Below are 19,357 nucleotides of genomic sequence, written 5' to 3' on the forward strand. Positions count from 1 at the left end.
TTATGCTTCCTCCTCTTCATCTACCATTGGCGACATCACATATGCATAAAGTAAATCTGCTGTATGACGTAAAGAATCCATATGCGTTCGCTCATAGGCATGAGAAGATTCAATACCTGCACCGAATAAAGCATGACGAACATCTGCCCCTGCTTTAATCGCAGCCGAGGCATCTGATCCATAATAAGGGTAAATGTCTAGCTTATAATCAATTTGATTTGCTTTTGCAAGTCGCACAAGTTGTTGTGTTAATTCATAGTGATAAGGGCCACTCGAGTCTTTTGCGCAGATGGATACTGTGTATTCATCTGTTTGTTGCCCGTCACCAATTGCCCCCATATCAACTGCAATGTACTCGACTGTTTTTTCTGGAATATTTGAATTACCACCATAACCAATTTCTTCATTATTTGAAATATAAATATGTGTTGTATAAGGTAATGTGATTTGTTTTTGATGTACATACTTTACCAGTTCAATTAATAATGTCGTACTCGCTTTATCATCTAAATGACGTGTTTTAATGAAGCCTGTATCTGTTTGTTCAAAACGATTGTCGAATGAGACAAAGTCACCTACTTCAATTCCAAGTGCGCGCGTATCGTCTGCATTTTTCACTCTAGCATCTACACGTACTTCGATATGTTTTTCATCGCGTGGTAAACTACTTGCACCGCGATATACGTGTACAGATGTTTCGTGCATTAAAATCGTTCCACGAATTTCTTCGCCAGACGCTGTATGAATTGTACAATACTCACCTTCTACTGCATTCCAATTAAATCCGCCAATCATCGATAAAGATAAGCGACCTGAAGACTTCACTTCTTTTACCATAGCACCTAGTGTATCTGTATGTGCTGTTAATAAACGATGACGTTCATCGTTCTCACCTTTCAGTGTCACAATTAATGCGCCTTTATTCGTTCGTGTATAAGGAACACCGATTTCGTCGAAAATTGTCGCCATCACTTGCATGATTTTTTTCGTGTACCCAGTAGGGCTCGGTGTGTTCGTTAGTTTTTCTAGTAAAGCAATTGTTTCAGTCTCATTAAAAATACTCAATTTAGAAAGCCCCCTCTTATATTTATTCCATAATATCAGAATATGACATTTTCCGACACCGTCAAATACTGTATGATAGATGTATTAATCGATTCGAGGTGTTTTTTCATATGAAGCACACTACTTCTAGTTTACGTAAACGGAATAAAATTGTGTTATTTATTATTATGACAAGTATTTTTCTATATACGGTTCTAATGGCAACTGGATTTGCTAAGGGGCTTCATAGCTTTCCCTGGCTCTCTCTCATGCTTTGCGCCACAGCGTATTTACTTTATCAACTTCGCGTGAACGATTTAGTCGTTTGCGGCTTTATTGTTATGACAATTAATGTTCTACTCGTACATACAATTTATGAATCTCAAAATATTTACTCATGTATTCTACCAGTTTTAGGACTTTTTATTGTCTCAATTTATCAATCAGCCTACTTGAATGCGGCGATTATGGTCGTCTTTGCAGCTGAAATAGGTTGGTTGATATATGCACAATATCCAACACTAATGGAAACATTCGGACAAACGAATTTAGTTGTATTATTGATTATACTCGCATTTTTATGTGCGACAAGCCTTATTCAAGGGTACTATTTTAGTATTTCTTACCGAAATATCGAAACAAAAAACGATCAAATAGAACAGGAATTCTTATCAAAAGAAGGGTATTTAAAACTATTTTTTGAAAATGCAAAAGATAGTATGGCTGTATTTGATTTGAATAATGACGTTATTGCAGTTAATCCTGCTTTTGAAAAGTTATACGGTTGGGATATGAATGAGTGTATTGGTAAACAACTGCCAATGGTACCAACAGGACAATTTGAAGAATCACGCGATCGAATGGCACGCATGCTGAATGGTGAAAGTTTTGATTTACTCGAAACTGTTGATATGCGTCGAGATGGTACATTATTTGATGCGGAAGTGACATTATCTCCGATTTTCAACCATGATGGTGAAATTATCGCTACATCTGTTATTACGCGTGATATTTCTTATCGTAAAGAAGCTGAGAGATTGCTCGTACAATCTGAAAAGCTCGATTTTGCTCAAGGCATGGCTGCAACTGTAGCACATGAAATCAGAAATCCATTAACGGTTATTTCAGGCTTTACGCAGATGATGCAACAAGATAAAGATTCTCCACATGCCTACTTTTATGGCTTAATTGACGAAGAAATTAAGCGAATTGATTTAATCATTAATGAATTCTTAATTTTAGCTCGTGAAAAAACAGATACTGAAAAAGAAGTTTTTGACGTACAAGAAATTTTAAGAGCTATGCTATTATTCTTTAAACCAAATATGCATGCTAATGAAATTGATTTAGAATCTCACTTGAACGATCAACCTGCTGTTATCCATGGCTATCCAAATAAATTGCGTCAAGTATTTATTAATATTTTTAAAAATGCTTTAGAGGCTATTGGTACAAATGGGAATATAATCGTTTCAAGCAGCATCATTGAAGAACAATCTGTACAACTTGTCATCTCTGATAGCGGTTGTGGTATGTCCAAAGAAACCGTTGAAAAAATGTTCGAACCCTTCTTTACAACAAAAGATCAAGGGAATGGTATTGGCATGATGGTAACTTATGATATTATTCAAGAACATAAGGGAAAGATTCATGTAACCAGTGAACCAGATTTCGGAACGACCATTACGATTACATTACCGCTCGCACAACAAAACGAAGTATAAAAAAGAGCCTGAGACAAAAGTATTTTCAACATAACAAATCCCGTATGATTCGAAAAATCATACGGGATTTGTTCATTCAGATCAATTTTCGCTTCGAAAAATGAATAGAGGTAGGTAAGAAAAGAACGCAACGTCCTGTTGCAAACCCTGCCCCACTACATTACGTAGCGTTCGGGCACGGCTTCAAACTCCTCGTCACTTCATTCCTGTGGGGTTTTTAGCTCACGCTATTCTCGCAGGAGTCGTTTTCTACGCGTTCAATTGATTTGATTATTCGTATTTGAAACATATTATTTTGTTCTGTCCCAGGCTCGATTTTTTATCTTAAAATAGTTTTTACGAGTGTTGCTTTTTGTTTATATGGTGGATACAACAAGTTATTTGCTAATTTAGATGAACGTTTTAGTACTGATTTTTGATGGGTAAATGCTTCAAAACTAGCCTTACCATGATAATTCCCAACACCTGATTCGCCAACACCACCGAACGGAAGGTGCCACGATGCAACGTGCATAATGGTTTCATTAATACAGCCACCACCAAATGCTAATTCATCTAAGAAATATTGAATCGCTTTTTCAGTTTCAGAGAAGAAATAAGCAGCTAATGGTTTAGGTCGACGATTAATTTGATGTATGAGATGTGTTAAATCTGTATAAACAAGAATTGGCAAAATCGGGCCGAAAATTTCGTCTTGCATAATTGGAGAATCCCATGTGATATCTTGTAAAATTGTTGGTGCCATATATAAATCTTCGCGATCTGTTTCACCGCCGAATAAAATGTCACTACGATGTTGTTGTAATAAACCATTTAATCGGTCAAACTGACGTGTATTAATAATACGACCAAAATCTTTACTTTGTTGTGGATTTGAACCATAAAATTTACTTAATACTTTTTTAATTTGACGAATGAAAGGCGCTTTTACGGACTCATGAACAAAAACATAATCTGGTGCGATACATGTCTGACCTGCATTGACGAATTTACCCCATACGACACGTTTTGCTGCCACTTCTAAATTTGCTGTTTGATCAACAATTACAGGGCTCTTACCGCCAAGTTCAAGAACATGTGGTGTTAAACGATTCGCAGCTGCCTTCGCTACAATTTTCCCAACAGCTACACTTCCTGTAAAGAAGATAAAATCAAACGGTGCATGAATCAGTGCATTCGTCTCCTCTTTTTCCCCTTCTACAACCGCGATATATTCTGGTCTAAATGTTTCTTCTAAAATCGTGCGAATAATCTTACATGTCTCTACTGCTGATTCCGATGGCTTCACAACAGCTGTATTCCCACCAATGATTGCACCAATTAGTGGTTCCATTACAAGTTGGAACGGATAGTTGAATGGACCAATAATTAATGTAACACCATATGGATCATGAACAATCATACTTTTACCTGGCTGAAATTGAACAGGTGTTGGAACACTAACTGGATGCATCCATTCTTCTAAATACTTCAAAGCATGACTAATACTCGAATAAATAATGCCAATCTCTGTTGTAAAAGCTTCAAATTCACTCTTACGTAAATCCTTATACAACGCTTGTTTGATTTCTTTTTCGTATTTTGAAATACTCGCTTTTAATGCCTTTAATTGCTGTTTTCGAAAAGCCAGCGTTCTAGTTTCTCCTGAACTATAATAAGTATTTTGCTTTTGAATGATTTGATGGATTTCTTCTGCTGTTACATTGGTCATTCTCATTTCCTCCTTTAATTTCCTAAAATATGTGGTTTTAGTATATCATTGTATAAGTTACTGCTTCAATGTTCACGAATTTGGGTAAATTTTTACAAAGGGGGATTCGTATGAAAAAAATTTGGGGAATCTTTAAAAATGATATGCACCACTTACTAACTAATTGGGTTTCAGCCGCTATTATTGTCGGTTTAATCGTTCTTCCATCGCTATATGCATGGTTAAACATTGCTGCATCCTGGGACCCTTATGGCAATACTAAGAATATCCCTGTAGGTATTGTCAATGAGGATGAAGGAGGCAAGATTGAGAATCAATCTGTCAGAGCAGGGGATGACCTTGTAGCCAACCTAAAGAAAAATAAAGAAATGGATTGGCAATTTTTAAATAAAGATAAGGCTATGGACGAATTAAGAAATGGGGATTTATTTGCTGTTATCGTCGTTCCTAAAGACTTTTCGAAAAAGTTAAGTACCATCACAAATGACTCTCCTCAAAAAGCTCAAATGGAGTACTATGTGAATGAAAAAATTAATTCCATCGCACCTAAAATTACAGATCGTGGAGCTTCTATGCTTGTTACGACCATGAGTAGCAAATTCGTTGGAACAGTTAATGGGACTATTTTCGAACTTTATAACAAATTAGGAATTGACATTCAAAAAAACTTACCTGATATTCAAAACTTTGAAAAATTCATTTTTCAACTTGAAAAAGACTTACCAGGTATTCATAAAGAATTATTAGGTGCTAAAAAGACTGCCAATACTGCTGATCAAATGTTAAAAGAAGCCAAAGCGAAAATACCTGAGGCTGCACAAACAACAACTGAGGGCTTAAATACAGTTACTACGGCCATGACATATGTAACAACTGCACAAAAAGCGATGGATACTTTAGAGCCTCGTATTGAACAGGATTTAAAAACATTACAAAGCGCCATGCAAGAAATACGTAATATTCGAAAGACGATTGAACAAAGGTCTATTGATACATCTGGACTTGTCCAAAAGCAAAATGCAATTATGGAACAAACAACACAATCCATTAATCGGTTAACTTCAATCGAGAGCGCACTTTTGACCATCAAACGATTCAACCAAGCGAACAAGTTAAACGAAGCAAATGCTACTTTAACACCTGCTATTAAGGACATTCGCGCGACAAAAGCAAGTTTACAAAGTACACAACGTAATATTCGTACACTTGATGCAGATGTAAGCACAGCTAAAAATAACATTCAAACTGCTCAAAAAGAATTAGATGCTTTAGCACAACGTATTACTTCCGAAATGAATCAATTTATTCGTTCTTATCAAAATACGATTTCTCCGGATATCAAAAAAGAACTTGCAAATGCAAAGCAAACATTAACACAAGCACAAAGTATGTTGACAGAATTACAAGTATCATTACCAAAAGCACAATCTGTTTTAGATGAAACAAGTGGTTATGTTAATACTGGACAGACTGCTTTAAACGATGCACTTGGAAAATATCCATTTTTAAAATCGAAAGTGGATGAACTCGCAGGGAAGCTTCGTCAGTTCGATGACAAAGTGGATATAAATAAATTAATTAAACTACTATTAAACAATCCAAATAAAGAAAAATCTTTCTTTGAAGAACCAATTCAATTAAAAGAAAATGCTGTATTCCCTGTTAAGAATTATGGAACTGGTATGACGCCATTCTACGGTGTTCTTTCACTTTGGGTAGGTGGACTCTTACTCATGTCCCTCCTAAGTGTCAATGTAAAAAAACCAGAAAACTATAAATATAGCGAGATTTACTTCGGTAAATTATTAATTTTCTGGGTGATTGGTATTTGTCAAGCGCTCGTTATGTCGAGCGGTACAATTTTAATTATCGGTGTTCAACCTGTTTCACCATTATTCTTTATCTTGTTCTGTGTATTCATTAGTATGGTATTCATGACAATTGTTTATACACTTGTATCACTATTTAATAATGTCGGAAAGGCACTTTCCATTGTATTACTCGTTCTACAATTAGCAGGTGCTGGCGGAACATATCCAGTTGTATTACTACCAAAATTCTTCCAAATCATTAATCCTTTCCTTCCTTTCACCTATGCAATTGAAATGGTACGTGAAGCTGTGGCAGGTATTATTTGGTCAAAGGTCGCATTAGATATGACTGTTCTTATTGGGATTGCAGTTGCATTCTTAATCATTGGTGCTCTGTTCAAAAATCCTGTTAATCGTGGAACTGCACATCTACTCAAAAAGTCAAAAGAATCTGGTTTATTCCATTAGCAAAATGAATGCTAGACAATTTATTAAAAACACGTATAATGAATTACTAGGTGCCAAACCTATCGTTATTCTCTTGTAGAATAACAAAAGTCTTTTTCATAACAGCACGGATTGCTGGAAAAAGACTTCAAGATGAGCGGGGAAAGTTTGATGAGCCCCCGCTCTTTTTATTTTGTCTACATGAAAAAACGAACTGTACAATTGAATGTACAATTCGTTTTTTTATTTAGATTGGGAGAAATCTAAAATGAATTAAAAAAGCGATGTTTGGTTTAGAGCAGCCGACTGAGTGGCTACTGGATTAGACTGTGCAGTATTTTCAACTGCCTCATCTTCTTTGGACGAAGAAGATGAATCTGTTTGCGATGCAAGCGTCTGTATCATCGCAAGTTGTGCTGTAGCTGTCATTAACTGAATCAATTCTTTTGTTGCATTTGTTGTTGTACTTTGTGTTTGTGTTGTTTGACCAAGTTGTTCTTCTAATTGGACAAGTTGTTGTTGGAGGGCACTTGAATCATTAGAAGTTGTCACGCTACTTAATTGCTTTAATAACAACTCAGCAAAGTCTGTAGTTCCTTCTGTTGAAACAGAAAACGATGTTGAATCAGCAGTTGACGTAGATGACGTTTGTAACAACTGACTTAAAAATGCATTCGATTGAATCGAATCAAGTAAAATGGACATAACGAACCCCTTTCTTTATACATTGTACATGACCTGTACAATTCATACTTTATAACGTGAATGTGTCAATCAGATGTCTAAAATAAAAAAAGAGGCTTAGGAAAATTCCTAGCCTCATATCATATAAATTTAGAAGAACATGTCTAATATAAAATAAACTACGCCTGCAAATAGTGCTGAAATTGGTAACGTAATAATCCACGTTAAAACAATTTTACGTGCTACACCCCATTTAACACCTTTTACACGTTGCGCTGCACCAACACCCATGATTGCAGAAGAAATAACATGTGTTGTTGATACTGGTAAGTGAATTAATGTCGCACCAAAGATGATTGAAGCAGAAGATAAGTCAGCTGCTACACCATTTACTGGACGAATTTTCATGATCTTACCACCAACTGTTTTAATAATTTTATAACCACCAATTGATGTACCTAGACCCATTGCTAAAGCACAGGCAAAACGAACCCAACCTTGTACTTCATCTGTTGTTTGCCAACCAGCTGCAATTAAAGCCATTGTGATAATACCCATTGCTTTTTGCGCATCATTCGTACCATGTGTGAATGCTTGTAAAGCCGCTGTACCAATTTGAACAGAACGGAAGCCTTTATTTGTTTTATATAGATTAAAGTTTTTAAACAAAATTTTAAATAGACTCATCACAAGGAAACCGACTGTAATTGCAATGAATGGGGATAGAATTAATGCTTGAAGGATTTTAATAAATCCTTCATAGTTTAAAATTGCCCAACCACCAGCTGCAACTGCTGCCCCTGCAATCGAACCGATAATTGCATGTGAAGAACTTGATGGGATACCGAAGTACCATGTAATTAAGTTCCAAGCAATCGCTGAGATAAGCGCTGCTAAAATAACAAGTGTACCATTCCCTAAAGTAAATGGATCGACAATATCTTTGGTAATCGCTTTGGCTACCCCTACGAAAGTAATCGCACCAACAAAGTTCATAATTGCAGCCATTAATACAGCTGTTTTTGGTTTTAAAGCACGCGTCGAGACAGATGTCGCAATCGCATTCGCTGTATCATGGAAACCATTAATAAAATCAAATGCTAATGCAAAGATGACAACGAGTATGGTTAAAATAACAATTGTATCCATAGTTTACCGTCCTACCTATGCATTTCGCATAATGATTGTTTCCATCGTGTTTGCAACGTTTTGGCAATCATCCGCGATATCTTCTAATTGTTCGTAAATATCTTTGAACATAATAATTCGAATTGGATCTTGTTCGTGTAAGAATAGTTGTTTGATTGATACACGTAGTACATCATCACATTTGCTTTCGTAATCTTTAATTAGAATCGCATTTTCACGCATATCTACTAATTTTTTCATTTGTAGTTTTTGCATTGCTTTTACGATTTCATCAGATGATAACATAATATAACTCATGAATGTATTCATTGAATCGTCAATGTCTACTAACGAGAACATATCAAAGTGTGCGATACATTCTTCCATTCCATCTAACACATCATCCATACTATTAGCTAGAGCTAAAATATCTTCACGTTCAATAGGTGTCATGAACGATTTATTTAACATAACGATTAATTCGTGAATTAATTTATCTCCGTCTGTTTCATATTTTTTCATTTGTACGCTGATTTCAGCTAAATCTTCTAACGAGTTGATTCGGAAATCATTTGCATAGTGCATGGCTACTTGCACATTCTCAGCAATCTTTAACAAAATATTGAAAAACGGATCATCTTTTTTACGATTAAACATAAATTCCTCCTGAAAACATATATGTGTTTAGTCTTGCTTGTATTTCTCCATCATATTAACAATTTTTTAGATAAAAAACGCTGAAATTTACATTACTTAATGGAATATTTACATTACTGTAACAAAAGCGTTCACAAAAATGATTTTTTTCTATTAAAATAGCATTTTTTCTTTTTAAGTACATGATTTTATCAATTTTAAAATTTACAAAATATTCATAATTTACATTAAAGATTGGCTTTATATCGTTAAAAAAGAGTTCAAATATTATATTTCAAGAACATTTGAACTCTTTATAACTATATAGTATTTTCAGGTAAATGATGTGTATCATTATAAGCTTCTAACCACCATTCGCCACCTTTTGAATAAATCGTACTTACGCCACCATTCGATAAACGCGCATGTTGTGGAAAGAAATCCGCATTTTGAACAATTTGAAATAATGTATGAATGACTGCACCATGTGCAATTAATGCGACATCTTCATCTGGATAAGCTTCATAAATTTCTTGTAATCCACGTACTAATCTTTTTCGAAACGCTTTAAAACTTTCTTGATTCGGATAATTTTTTCGCGGGTACACTTTAGAGCGTTCTTCATAAGTCATCCCTTCTGCCGCTCCAAATGTTCGCTCACGAAAAGCATCAATTTGGATTAATGGAAGATGTAATTGTTCATTAATGATTTTCGCTGTTTCACTTGCACGTTGTAGTGGGCTTGTAAAAATTGCTTGAATGGCAATGTCTTCAAAAAACTTACCGCATGCTACTGCTTGTTTACGCCCCTCTTCATTTAAAGGTACATCGGTTGCACCTTGTAATTTTCCAGCTCGATTCCAATCTGTCTCACCATGTCTTGCAATATAAATTTTCGTCATTCTTTCACCCCTTTGTCCATTCCCTTGATTAAGGACGAAAAACGCGAATAAACCCTGCCGCCTTCGCCTCTTCTTCAGACATAAATAATTGTTCAGGGTTCACCTGATCATAATTTGGATCGCCTGGCTTATAATATCTCTTTTCGCCCTTCGGATTAATATTTCCTTTAATCTGATGTGCTAATAAATTAGGTTCTGTTACTAATTGAACGGATTCTACCTGTTTCCCAGGTTGCCAATGCGGAATCGCCTCTGCATGAAATCCCTTCTTTGTTACATAACCTGCATATCGCCAAATTCCCCTTTTCGCCTGTTTTGCTTCTTCTTGAAAGGCATAAAATTCATCGACATATTGTGCTTGTTTGGTATAAACATACCCCACTCTAGCATAACCTGAACGAAGTAATAATTCTTGTATGGACTGTCCATCCGCATAGACATATGCAAGTAAACGACCATAGCGATCTTCTCTCTCTTCATTCCGATCAAACATAATAGAGACAACTTGTGCATTTTGTATGAGTATACGACTTAACTGTTGTGCTTCTCTTGCAAAAGGCTGCTCTCCAATACGCTTGTGGTACATTTCTGGTGTATCAATTAATAAAAAACGCACTTTTTTTATTTGTCCGTTATAACGCACTTTCATTGTATCGCCATCCATCACGCTAACGACTTCTACTTTTTCACCAATGATGTATTGTTCTTGCTGTGGTGCTAGCTTACGCATATACACCACAACAATCATGAGTAGAATAATAATACTAATCACAATGAACAACACGAACGTTACTCCATAATAAGAAGAGCGGCTTCTTCTTCATCGCGAATACGATGCGCTAAACGAGATGAAGCAGCTGCTGCAATGGCACCAACTAAATCATCTAAAAATGTATGCACGCCTTCTCCTGCTTTTGTATCTAATTTTTTAATAACACCAATTTTATGTTTATCCAAATGTCCATACGTTGTTACACCAATACTACCATATGTTAAAACAGCGCCAAGTGCGATAGTTTCATCTACACCAAACAACCCTTCGTCTGTTTCAATAATTTGTTGTAGTGGTTGTGATAATTGCTTTTTCTCAGCTAGTTCATCTAATTCAATACCTACTAATAATGCATATTGAATTTCACGTTTTCGAAGTACTTTATCTACTGCCTCTACACAGCGTTCTAATGTTAATCCTTCATTATATGTATATTGCATCTCATATACAATTTCTGCGATATCCATTAGTGTAACACCACGACGTTCTAGTGCTGCACGTGCAGCGATGGATACGTCTGCCGATAAAACAGGTTGTTTTCGGTTCATTTCTATTACCTTCTCTCTTGTTAATCTGAACTTGATGAAAGTCATCTTCTTCTATGATACAATTTCCCTACAAATTATTAAAGGAGTGCTTTTTAGGATATGGGTTCTATTACGACCGAATTATTTTTTAGTGACGCTTTACAAGAGGAATTAAAGTTATTAATTTATACACCAGCTGATTTCACACCAATGTTGTCATATCCTGTAGCTATTGCTTCAGATGGCAATGATTATTTTCAACTAGGTAGTCTTTCGCGTATTTTAGACGAAAAAATTGAAGATGGTGATATTGATGAACATGTCGTTGTGGGTATTCCTTATAAAAGTGTAGAAGACAGACGTGAAAAATATATGCCAAGCGGTAAAAAACATGAAGCTTACCTTACTTTTTTAGCACATGAATTGATACCTTATTTACAAGAACATTACGCTGTATCCGATGTAGCAGATGAACATATTTTAATGGGTGACTCTCAAGCTGCAACTGTATCATTACTTGGTTTAATTCGTTACCCAGAAGTTTTCCAACAAGCCATTTTACATTCACCTCAGATTACAGATGAAGTGCTTCATTATGTTCAAAATATTCCAGAAGGTATTGATTATCATATTTATCATGCAATTGGTACAGGAGAATATGAAGTACATACAAAAGATGGACAGATTAAAGACTTTTTAACTCCAAACCGTACATTAAAAAATGCACTTCATCAACGAAAAATTGATTATAATTATGTCGAATTAGAAGGAAATCATACCTGGAAAACGTGGAAACCAGACCTTCCAAATGCGATTATGCGAATTTTTCATAAATAGTGTGTCGCATTTCAGCTATTTTCCTTCATCATTTGCTATACTAACTATATAAATATGTTAATGGAGGTAGTTATTATGAAATATGGTATTGTTGCTTTTCCTTCTAAGGAAGTTCAAGATTTTGCAAATGGTTATCGCATGCGTTACGATTCACACTACGCTCAAATTCCACCTCACATTACGCTTCGCGGGGAAGTAGAGACGGATGAAGCAGGACTAAAAGAAGTAGCGAATCGTTTATTTGATGTAACAAAAGATGCAAAGGCATTTCATATATCCGTTCCAAAAGTGGGTACGTTTAAACCGATTAATAATGTCATCTATTTAAAAGTAGATGCAGATGAAGCACTTTATGATTTAAACAAAGCACTACATGTTGAAGACTTCGGTGGACCTGCACAGTATCAATATGTACCTCATATTACGTTAGCACAAGGTATTACAGCAGATGAATTAGAAGATATTTATGGACAATTACGTATGACACAAATCAATTTCTCTGAAGAAATTGATCGCATTCACTTACTTTATCAACTTGAAAATGGCTCTTGGACTGTGTACGAAACATTCCGTCTACAAAAGGACTAATTCATGGTAACAAACATTACCGTTACACTGGTTCATACAGATAAAGAATTGGAAGATGCGTTCTTTGTTCGACAAGAAGTATTTGTAAAGGAACAGGGAATTCCTCTTCCTTTAGAACGCGATGAATATGATGATGAATCTCAGCACATTGTTGCCTACCACGAAGGACAACCGATTGCTGCTGGTCGCGTCCGTCTGATTGATTCATCAATCGCAAAAGTCGACCGCATTTGCGTATTACCTGCTTTCAGAAGACAACAAGTGGGTGTACGTATGATGCAAAAATTAGAAGGTTACGTCACACAACTTCCAGAGTCAGTCCATATCCAAACGATTAAAATCTTCGCACAGACACATGCAGTTCCTTTTTATGAGAAAATGGACTATCATGTGACATCACCTGAATTTATTGATGGTGGTATTCCATATCGCGCAATGGAAAAACGTTTATAAAACAAATAAGCATGTCATGTACACTTTTCAGTGTCCACGGCATGCTTATTTTTTCGCATATTCATTTATATTAAGCATAGGTACTCACAATGTATCCCTTCCCTGTAATTTCAGCAATTGTTTTTTCTTCAGGTTTTTTAATAAGCACAGGTTTCATAGGCGGAAACGGTAATACATCCTGTTCACGTTCCGTCTCTCTTTCCGTCTCTTCAAAAATACGATCCATAGTTCGCTCACGACTTTTTTCAGAACGTGTTTGCTTTCGAACTATCTCTACAGCCATAATTTGTCCATAAGGTTCTGACAAACTAGCCCTTTGAATGTTCGCATATTGTATAGACTGATACGGTGTAATTGGTAGAATATAGCCCATACCTATCTCCTCCTTCTTACAAACTAATACCCGATTATTATATTTTTAACACATGAAGAATTAAATTTTCTGTGTTTTCAACCTTTAATATAAAAAAGTGAAGAATCGCAAGCTATTGCGACTCTCCACTTTTTTGATTACATTAATCTATCGATAAATACAGTCGCAATACCTAAATAAATTAAGATGGATGTAATATCATTTAATGTTGTAATGAATGGACCAGAAGCTACTGCTGGGTCAATTTTTAAACGATGCATTAATAATGGAATAATCGAACCTGCTACTGTTGCGACAAAGATTGAACAAGCAATCGCTGTTGCAACTAATAAACCAAGTAGCGCTTCACTTTGCCATAAATAGACGATTAAAAAGGCTACAATCCCACAAACAATTCCCATAATGACACCTGTTAAACCTTCACGCACTAATAACTTCATCTTACTTTCTTCTTCTACATCACCTGTCGCAATACCGCGTACAGCTACCGCTAATGCTTGTGTACCACTATTACCTGAAGTACCGCCAATTAGTGGAATGAAAGCAGCCAGTAAAGCTACTTTTTCTAATGTAACGGTGAATAAATCAATTAAATTCGCTGTTAACATACCTAATAATAGTAAAATTACAAGCCATGGTAAACGCTTTTTAGCCGCTTGGAATGGATTCGTATCGAATGTATCCATATCCGAAACACCGGCCAGTTTTGAGTAGTCTTCACTCGCCTCTTCATCGATAACGTCGATAATATCATCGACTGTAATAATTCCAAGCATTTCACCTTGTGAATTAATAACGGGAACTGCTAAGAAGTTATAGTCTTTCATTACTTGTGCAACATCTTCTTGGTCATCCGTTACATTCACACTTACGACACGCTCATTCATAATATCGTGAATGAGTGTATCTTCTGTTGCAATAATTAAATCTCGTAAAGAAATAACGCCTACTAAATGATTAGCATCATCCACAACGAAAATATAGTAGATGGTTTCGGCATCTGGTGCTGCATTACGCAAAATATTCATCGCAGAGCGAACGGTTGAATTCGCTGGAATACTTACATATTCCGTCGTCATAATCGAACCTGCTGTATGTTCTTCGTAGTATAATAAATCGCGAATGTCTTCCGCTGATTTTTGGTCCATTATTTTTAAGAAATGGCTAACACGATCTTGTCCTAATTCATTTAATACGTCTACCGCGTCATCCGTATACATCTCTGAAATCATCTGAGCTGCATACGTACTTTCCATCTCATCAATGAAAGGTAAGTAGTTTTCATCATCTAACTCTAAAGCCTCGAACACCGTTGACATCTCTTTCGGGGACAAGTATTGATAGATAATCTGTCGTATATCTGGGCCCACCTTCTCATAAAACTGTGCCTGATCATATGGATGCAGCGCTAAATACTCCTCACGAAAAGCATCTGTCTCACCTGTTTGCAACAAGTCACGTAAATGTTCTTCATCGTATTGCACTTCATCTTTTTCCATTTTTTCGTCCATCATGCATGTCCCCTCCTCTCGGGCTCTTGTTATTTGTTTATGAAGATTCATTTAGATTTCGAGGAAGTCTAAATGTATCAGAACCAATCTTCATAAATGTGCCTTTTTTAAAGCACTTACTAATAATAGTGCTTTAAATAGAAAATGTGAACCTTTTTTTCAAACATCCACAACTATCTATACTATCACTGCTCTCTACTACTTCTCAACCATTAAGCCAATAAAAAAAGAACCTTTACTTTATGTTCACAATAAAATAAGATTTTTTGCTCAAATGGTTATCGAATTTTCACATAGTAAGAAGCAGTGATAACATGTGTTTTTTCATAATGATAAAGAAGTGATAAGCCGTACTGCTGGAGTAATGCTACAACTTCTTCATCTGTAATAGGCACTAACTGCTCGCCAATTGACGCACGAAACTTCTCCCACTCTTTCTCCGCTGCGCCTTTTCGTAACATGCCTACACGCCAAACATCGAGTTGTTGTTCAAAATCTGCACGACCAATCTTCCCATTTATACTCGATAAGAATAGTGTACCCCCTACTTTTAAACGCGCGGAAATCGCTTGAATCAATTGACGTTTTTCGTCGTCTGTCTGTAAAAAGTGGAGAACGAGATGACAGGTGATAAGATCGACTGCATCCACCTCTACTTCATGGAAAGGTTTTGCAATGTACTGAATATCTGCTTCTTTCCCTTCTTGTATTAGACGATATTTCGCAAGTTCAAGCATTTTTTCTGATGGATCAATTGCGAAATAACATGCTTTCGGTAAAACATCAATGAGTGTACTCAGTTCCTGTCCTCCACCAGCACCAACAATGGCGACGGAATGAACTTCTCGACAATCGGTTACAACAATATCTTGCATCACTTCAAAAATCGATGCATAGTTTAAAATACGTTTTCGAATTGTTTCGTTGTACTGCATGGCTTTGTCATGCTCCCACTGGAATGGATTCTCCATGTGTGCCAACTCCTTTTCTTATGAAAATCACCGTGAAACCTCTATACTACATGTTATACCCTTTTCATTATTGTAATCATTTCAAAATAGAAGTGCGAATACGAGAGGTGGAACATCATGGAAGAATTTTTTGATATTTATAATCGAGATCGTATAAAGCAACACCGACAAGTAAGGCGCGGTGACCCACTTCCACCGGAAGATTTACACATGGTCATTCATGTCTGTATTTTTAACGAACGTGGTGAATTACTTATTCAACAACGACACAAAACTAAAAATAGTTGGGCTAATCTGTATGATGTAAGTTGCGGTGGCGCAGCACTTGTAGGCGAAACAAGCCAACAAGCAGCGGAGCGTGAATTGTATGAGGAGCTTGGTATTATGTATGATTTTTCAGAGATGCGTCCTCAATTAACGATGAACTTCACACGTGGTTTTGATGATTACTATATTATTGAATCATTTGTAGATGTTCACACATTACAACTACAAGAAGATGAAGTGCAAGAAGCACATTTTGCGACAAAAGAGGAAGTATTACAATTGCTACGAACAGAACAATTTGTACCTTATTTTGAAAGCTTTATTCACTTATTATTCGAAGCCAAAACAGCTTACGGTTCTGTTAAAAATCAATAAAAAAAGAGATGCGGAGGAAATTCCTCTGCTTCTCTTTGGTTACTTCAAAATCGAAAAGATCAAGTCACCTTGGGATTCTGGTTCATAGCCATTCTTTTCAGGTTCAGCAGCTGTCTTGTTTTGTGCGATGAAGAAAGCAACTCCAACAAGACATAAACTAACAATTAGTAAACTTATTTTCTTTTTCATCATTTACTCTCCTTTTAGTTGAGCGATTTCAGCTGGTAATACAGCTTCAAATATAATCGGCTCGTTCGTAATCGGATGCGCAAGTGATACATAGACACAATGCAACGCCTGCCGCGATAAAAAGACTGTGCTTCCACCATATAATTCATCCCCAACAAGTGGATGACCGATCGATGCCATATGGACACGAATTTGATGTGTACGTCCTGTATAAAGCTTTAATCGAACGTGCGTCATCGGCTGTCCCTCTTTTGTAAATCGTTTTAGAACAGTATAAGCCGTATGTGCGTATTGACCATGCTCTGAAACTGTACGTTCCACCATGCTCGCCTCTTTTCGAGCAATTGGTGCAATAATTTCTGCCTGATCTTGCTCGACATGTCCTTCCACAATTGCTTCATATTCACGATGAATCTCATGCTTTTTTTGACGTTCAGATAGAATGTAATGAATGTAGCTGTGCTTTGCAACACACATTAATCCTGAAGTATCACGGTCTAAACGGTTTACAATATGTACCGTTGACGCAATGTTCTTCTTCTGAAAATAATGCACTAAACGACTTGCGACACTATCCTCCTGATGTAAATAAGAAGGGATGGTCGCAAGTCCCTCTGGCTTATTTAAGACGATAATTTCTGCATCTTCATACACAATATCGAGTGACTTTGAACTCGGTTGAATATGTTCACTCGGCTGTTCTAAAGGAAAATAAATCGTCACGAGGTCGCCTACCGATAGCATATGTCGCACTGTCTTTTCTTCGTTATTGACAAGTAATTGTCCACCGCGATGTTTAATCGCTGTTAATCCTTTTTTAGAAATTCCAAAAGAAGAAAGAGCCTCGCGTAGAAGCTCTTCTTTTGTTGCTTGAAATTGAATCGAATATCGTTGTTCTGTCATATTAATCCTTTAAATCGCTATCGATGAATGAATCATGTACACGTTGCCAGAATGGGAATGCTTTAAATCGAGCAAAACGTACTTTTTCTTCTGCGACACGATATTGTATTGATTTTACATTTTTGTGTAGTAATTGTACATGGTCTACCGTTACCATAAAGTCTTCCGCCTGAACGGGCTTTAAAACACATGTATGATGTGCCGGCAAAATAAGCGATGAACCAACTGTACGGAATACACGATTGTTAATCGAAGCCATCTCTGTAATTTGGAAACCTTCTAATGATGGGTGCAAAATCGCACCGCCTAGCGCCTTGTTATACGCTGTACTACCCGACGGTGTTGATACACAAAGACCATCTCCGCGGAAACGTTCGAAACGTCGTCCATTTAATTCGACGTCCATCACAAGTGTGACTTCAGGTGATTTAACCGTCGATTCATTCAGCGCAAGGTATGTAAAATTCTCGTCTGAATTTTGATAGTTAATCGTCACTTCAAGAAGCGGATATTCAATCGCACGAAACTCCTTTTTCGAAATCGCAATGACTAGCTTTTCTAATTCTTCTGGTTGCCAATCTGCATAAAAACCTAAATGTCCTGTATGAATGCCTACAAAAGCAACTTCAGATAACATATGTGTGTAACGATGGAATGCATGAAGTAATGTCCCATCTCCACCAATTGATAACACAATATCCGGCTTTTCTTCATTTAATTCTAAACCAAAATCAGTTAAATGCGTAATCGCTCGCTCTGCTAGTTCGTTTGATGTTTGGTCGTTTCTAGATTGAATAGCGAATCTCATCATGACGATTGATCCCCTTTCTCCTCATCAGATTCTACGTTCGGCTTCGTTAACTCTTTATACTCTGTAAAATATTGCTGTGCTTCATGAATTTCATTTCGAATAAGCGACATTTCTTCATCTAAACGAAATGCGGCTTCTGCTGCAAACTGCAAGCGCTTCATAATTTCTTCAGGAAACTCACCTTTATATTTATAATTTAATGAATGCTCAATTGATGCCCAAAAGTTCATCGCCAATGTACGAATTTGAATTTCAGCTAAAATTTTCATTTCGCCTTTAATCGTTGCAACAGGATATTCAATAATTACATGATAAGAACGATATCCACTTGCTTTTACATTAGTAATGTAATCTTTTTCTTCTATAATCTTTAAATCATTTCGCTGACGAAGTAGCTCAATGACCGTATGAATATCATCGACAAATTGGCACATGATGCGAACACCTGCGATATCTTGTAGTTCATGTGCTAATTTTGTAGATGGCTCAAAAACAAGTCCTTTTTCTAACGTTTTATCGTAAATACTTGCGAGCGGCTTCACACGTCCTGTCACAAACTCGATTGGTGACGTTTGATTCGTCTTTTGAAATTGTGTACGAATGCCTTTTAGTTTAATTTTTAATTCGTCTACGGCTTGTTTATAGGGCTGCAAAAATCGATCCCATTGTCCCATGACAAGACCCCCTTAACGT

General features: G+C 36.4%; 21 protein-coding genes. 6 read left to right on the forward strand and 15 right to left on the reverse strand.

The annotated features are described in order from the left end of the window. Positions 1-1,065, reverse strand: coding sequence for a M42 family metallopeptidase (locus ACKVQX_RS02355; RefSeq protein WP_068455342.1), 1,065 nt, complete (start codon positions 1,063-1,065; stop codon positions 1-3). 110 nt (positions 1,066-1,175) lie between these two features. Here ACKVQX_RS02355 and ACKVQX_RS02360 point away from each other — a divergent pair, with 110 nt between their 5' ends. Continuing rightward, a complete protein-coding gene (locus ACKVQX_RS02360; RefSeq protein WP_082701466.1) occupies positions 1,176-2,768 on the forward strand; it encodes a nitrogen regulation protein NR(II) in 1,593 nt (530 codons plus the stop codon). A gap of 319 nt (positions 2,769-3,087) precedes the next feature. On the opposite strand, the gene ACKVQX_RS02365 is transcribed toward ACKVQX_RS02360, so the two are convergent. Continuing rightward, positions 3,088-4,479 carry an aldehyde dehydrogenase gene (locus tag ACKVQX_RS02365; protein ID WP_068455345.1) on the reverse strand — a complete coding sequence of 464 codons (1,392 nt, stop codon included), beginning with the start codon at positions 4,477-4,479 and terminating at the stop codon, positions 3,088-3,090. Between the two features lie 110 nt (positions 4,480-4,589). On the opposite strand from ACKVQX_RS02365, the gene ACKVQX_RS02370 reads away from it, so the two are divergent. Then, the gene (locus tag ACKVQX_RS02370) at positions 4,590-6,758 is read left to right on the forward strand and encodes a YhgE/Pip family protein (protein WP_409135983.1); all 2,169 of its coding nucleotides are present in this window, start codon (positions 4,590-4,592) and stop codon (positions 6,756-6,758) included. A gap of 252 nt (positions 6,759-7,010) precedes the next feature. On the opposite strand, the gene ACKVQX_RS02375 is transcribed toward ACKVQX_RS02370, so the two are convergent. From ACKVQX_RS02375 to ACKVQX_RS02400, 6 genes are all read right to left on the reverse strand, one after another. Next, on the reverse strand, positions 7,011-7,442 hold the full coding sequence (locus ACKVQX_RS02375) for a hypothetical protein (protein WP_068455351.1): 432 nt from the start codon (positions 7,440-7,442) through the stop codon (positions 7,011-7,013). Positions 7,443-7,571: 129 nt separating this feature from the next. Next, positions 7,572-8,570: an inorganic phosphate transporter gene (locus tag ACKVQX_RS02380; RefSeq protein WP_068455354.1), complete on the reverse strand. Its 999-nt coding sequence runs from the start codon at positions 8,568-8,570 to the stop codon at positions 7,572-7,574. Positions 8,571-8,585: 15 nt separating this feature from the next. Beyond that, positions 8,586-9,206: a DUF47 domain-containing protein gene (locus ACKVQX_RS02385; RefSeq protein ID WP_141274429.1), complete on the reverse strand. Its 621-nt coding sequence runs from the start codon at positions 9,204-9,206 to the stop codon at positions 8,586-8,588. A gap of 299 nt (positions 9,207-9,505) precedes the next feature. Next, on the reverse strand, positions 9,506-10,087 hold the full coding sequence (locus ACKVQX_RS02390) for a histidine phosphatase family protein (protein ID WP_068455359.1): 582 nt from the start codon (positions 10,085-10,087) through the stop codon (positions 9,506-9,508). A gap of 28 nt (positions 10,088-10,115) precedes the next feature. After that, positions 10,116-10,871, reverse strand: coding sequence for a thermonuclease family protein (locus tag ACKVQX_RS02395; protein WP_068455362.1), 756 nt, complete (start codon positions 10,869-10,871; stop codon positions 10,116-10,118). Between the two features lie 5 nt (positions 10,872-10,876). Then, the gene (locus ACKVQX_RS02400) at positions 10,877-11,407 is read right to left on the reverse strand and encodes a phosphatidylglycerophosphatase A (RefSeq protein WP_068455365.1); all 531 of its coding nucleotides are present in this window, start codon (positions 11,405-11,407) and stop codon (positions 10,877-10,879) included. A gap of 99 nt (positions 11,408-11,506) precedes the next feature. Between ACKVQX_RS02400 and ACKVQX_RS02405 the strand changes: the two genes are divergently transcribed. The 3 genes from ACKVQX_RS02405 to ACKVQX_RS02415 all read left to right on the forward strand — a co-directional run bounded on the left by ACKVQX_RS02405 (position 11,507) and on the right by ACKVQX_RS02415 (position 13,264). Next, the gene (locus ACKVQX_RS02405) at positions 11,507-12,223 is read left to right on the forward strand and encodes an esterase family protein (protein ID WP_068455368.1); all 717 of its coding nucleotides are present in this window, start codon (positions 11,507-11,509) and stop codon (positions 12,221-12,223) included. 75 nt (positions 12,224-12,298) lie between these two features. Further along, positions 12,299-12,811, forward strand: a complete 513-nt coding sequence (locus tag ACKVQX_RS02410; RefSeq protein WP_068455371.1) for a 2'-5' RNA ligase family protein — start codon at positions 12,299-12,301, stop codon at positions 12,809-12,811. A 3-nt stretch (positions 12,812-12,814) separates the two neighbouring features. Further along, the gene (locus ACKVQX_RS02415; protein WP_068455373.1) at positions 12,815-13,264 is read left to right on the forward strand and encodes a GNAT family N-acetyltransferase; all 450 of its coding nucleotides are present in this window, start codon (positions 12,815-12,817) and stop codon (positions 13,262-13,264) included. Between the two features lie 70 nt (positions 13,265-13,334). Here ACKVQX_RS02415 and ACKVQX_RS02420 read toward each other — a convergent pair whose 3' ends face one another. The 3 genes from ACKVQX_RS02420 to ACKVQX_RS02430 all read right to left on the reverse strand — a co-directional run bounded on the left by ACKVQX_RS02420 (position 13,335) and on the right by ACKVQX_RS02430 (position 16,119). Continuing rightward, positions 13,335-13,637 carry a hypothetical protein gene (locus tag ACKVQX_RS02420; RefSeq protein ID WP_068455376.1) on the reverse strand — a complete coding sequence of 101 codons (303 nt, stop codon included), beginning with the start codon at positions 13,635-13,637 and terminating at the stop codon, positions 13,335-13,337. Positions 13,638-13,774: 137 nt separating this feature from the next. Continuing rightward, positions 13,775-15,151 (reverse strand): magnesium transporter, encoded by a 1,377-nt coding sequence (mgtE, locus tag ACKVQX_RS02425; protein ID WP_068455379.1) that lies wholly within the window; start codon positions 15,149-15,151, stop codon positions 13,775-13,777. A gap of 275 nt (positions 15,152-15,426) precedes the next feature. After that, positions 15,427-16,119, reverse strand: coding sequence for a class I SAM-dependent methyltransferase (locus ACKVQX_RS02430; RefSeq protein WP_068455381.1), 693 nt, complete (start codon positions 16,117-16,119; stop codon positions 15,427-15,429). 117 nt (positions 16,120-16,236) lie between these two features. On the opposite strand from ACKVQX_RS02430, the gene ACKVQX_RS02435 reads away from it, so the two are divergent. Continuing rightward, on the forward strand, positions 16,237-16,761 hold the full coding sequence (locus ACKVQX_RS02435; RefSeq protein ID WP_068455383.1) for an NUDIX domain-containing protein: 525 nt from the start codon (positions 16,237-16,239) through the stop codon (positions 16,759-16,761). A 39-nt stretch (positions 16,762-16,800) separates the two neighbouring features. Here ACKVQX_RS02435 and ACKVQX_RS02440 read toward each other — a convergent pair whose 3' ends face one another. The 4 genes from ACKVQX_RS02440 to ACKVQX_RS02455 are packed head-to-tail and all read right to left on the reverse strand — an operon-like array spanning position 16,801 to position 19,338. Then, a complete protein-coding gene (locus ACKVQX_RS02440) occupies positions 16,801-16,950 on the reverse strand; it encodes a hypothetical protein (RefSeq protein WP_156422372.1) in 150 nt (49 codons plus the stop codon). Between the two features lie 3 nt (positions 16,951-16,953). After that, on the reverse strand, positions 16,954-17,853 hold the full coding sequence (locus ACKVQX_RS02445; RefSeq protein ID WP_068455385.1) for an RluA family pseudouridine synthase: 900 nt from the start codon (positions 17,851-17,853) through the stop codon (positions 16,954-16,956). Position 17,854: 1 nt separating this feature from the next. Then, positions 17,855-18,661, reverse strand: coding sequence for an NAD kinase (locus tag ACKVQX_RS02450; RefSeq protein WP_068457533.1), 807 nt, complete (start codon positions 18,659-18,661; stop codon positions 17,855-17,857). Continuing rightward, a complete protein-coding gene (locus ACKVQX_RS02455) occupies positions 18,661-19,338 on the reverse strand; it encodes a GTP pyrophosphokinase family protein (protein WP_068455387.1) in 678 nt (225 codons plus the stop codon). The genes ACKVQX_RS02450 and ACKVQX_RS02455 overlap by 1 nt, the downstream gene beginning before the upstream one ends. Between the last annotated feature and the right edge of the window lie 19 nt (positions 19,339-19,357).

The sequence above is a fragment of the Kurthia sp. ISK08 genome (assembly GCF_046159805.1).
GTDB lineage: Bacteria > Bacillota > Bacilli > Bacillales_A > Planococcaceae > Kurthia > Kurthia gibsonii.

Coding starts and splice junctions, on each gene's coding strand:
- ACKVQX_RS02360 (WP_082701466.1), top strand. CDS start 1,176: ATGAAGCACACTACTTCTAGTTTACGTAAACGGAATAAAATTGTGTTA.
- ACKVQX_RS02365 (WP_068455345.1), bottom strand. CDS start 4,479: ATGACCAATGTAACAGCAGAAGAAATCCATCAAATCATTCAAAAGCAA.
- ACKVQX_RS02370 (WP_409135983.1), top strand. CDS start 4,590: ATGAAAAAAATTTGGGGAATCTTTAAAAATGATATGCACCACTTACTA.
- ACKVQX_RS02375 (WP_068455351.1), bottom strand. CDS start 7,442: ATGTCCATTTTACTTGATTCGATTCAATCGAATGCATTTTTAAGTCAG.
- ACKVQX_RS02380 (WP_068455354.1), bottom strand. CDS start 8,570: ATGGATACAATTGTTATTTTAACCATACTCGTTGTCATCTTTGCATTA.
- ACKVQX_RS02385 (WP_141274429.1), bottom strand. CDS start 9,206: ATGTTTAATCGTAAAAAAGATGATCCGTTTTTCAATATTTTGTTAAAG.
- ACKVQX_RS02390 (WP_068455359.1), bottom strand. CDS start 10,087: ATGACGAAAATTTATATTGCAAGACATGGTGAGACAGATTGGAATCGA.
- ACKVQX_RS02400 (WP_068455365.1), bottom strand. CDS start 11,407: ATGAACCGAAAACAACCTGTTTTATCGGCAGACGTATCCATCGCTGCA.
- ACKVQX_RS02405 (WP_068455368.1), top strand. CDS start 11,507: ATGGGTTCTATTACGACCGAATTATTTTTTAGTGACGCTTTACAAGAG.
- ACKVQX_RS02410 (WP_068455371.1), top strand. CDS start 12,299: ATGAAATATGGTATTGTTGCTTTTCCTTCTAAGGAAGTTCAAGATTTT.
- ACKVQX_RS02415 (WP_068455373.1), top strand. CDS start 12,815: ATGGTAACAAACATTACCGTTACACTGGTTCATACAGATAAAGAATTG.
- ACKVQX_RS02420 (WP_068455376.1), bottom strand. CDS start 13,637: ATGGGCTATATTCTACCAATTACACCGTATCAGTCTATACAATATGCG.
- mgtE (WP_068455379.1), bottom strand. CDS start 15,151: ATGATGGACGAAAAAATGGAAAAAGATGAAGTGCAATACGATGAAGAA.
- ACKVQX_RS02430 (WP_068455381.1), bottom strand. CDS start 16,119: ATGGAGAATCCATTCCAGTGGGAGCATGACAAAGCCATGCAGTACAAC.
- ACKVQX_RS02435 (WP_068455383.1), top strand. CDS start 16,237: ATGGAAGAATTTTTTGATATTTATAATCGAGATCGTATAAAGCAACAC.
- ACKVQX_RS02440 (WP_156422372.1), bottom strand. CDS start 16,950: ATGAAAAAGAAAATAAGTTTACTAATTGTTAGTTTATGTCTTGTTGGA.
- ACKVQX_RS02445 (WP_068455385.1), bottom strand. CDS start 17,853: ATGACAGAACAACGATATTCGATTCAATTTCAAGCAACAAAAGAAGAG.
- ACKVQX_RS02450 (WP_068457533.1), bottom strand. CDS start 18,661: ATGAGATTCGCTATTCAATCTAGAAACGACCAAACATCAAACGAACTA.
- ACKVQX_RS02455 (WP_068455387.1), bottom strand. CDS start 19,338: ATGGGACAATGGGATCGATTTTTGCAGCCCTATAAACAAGCCGTAGAC.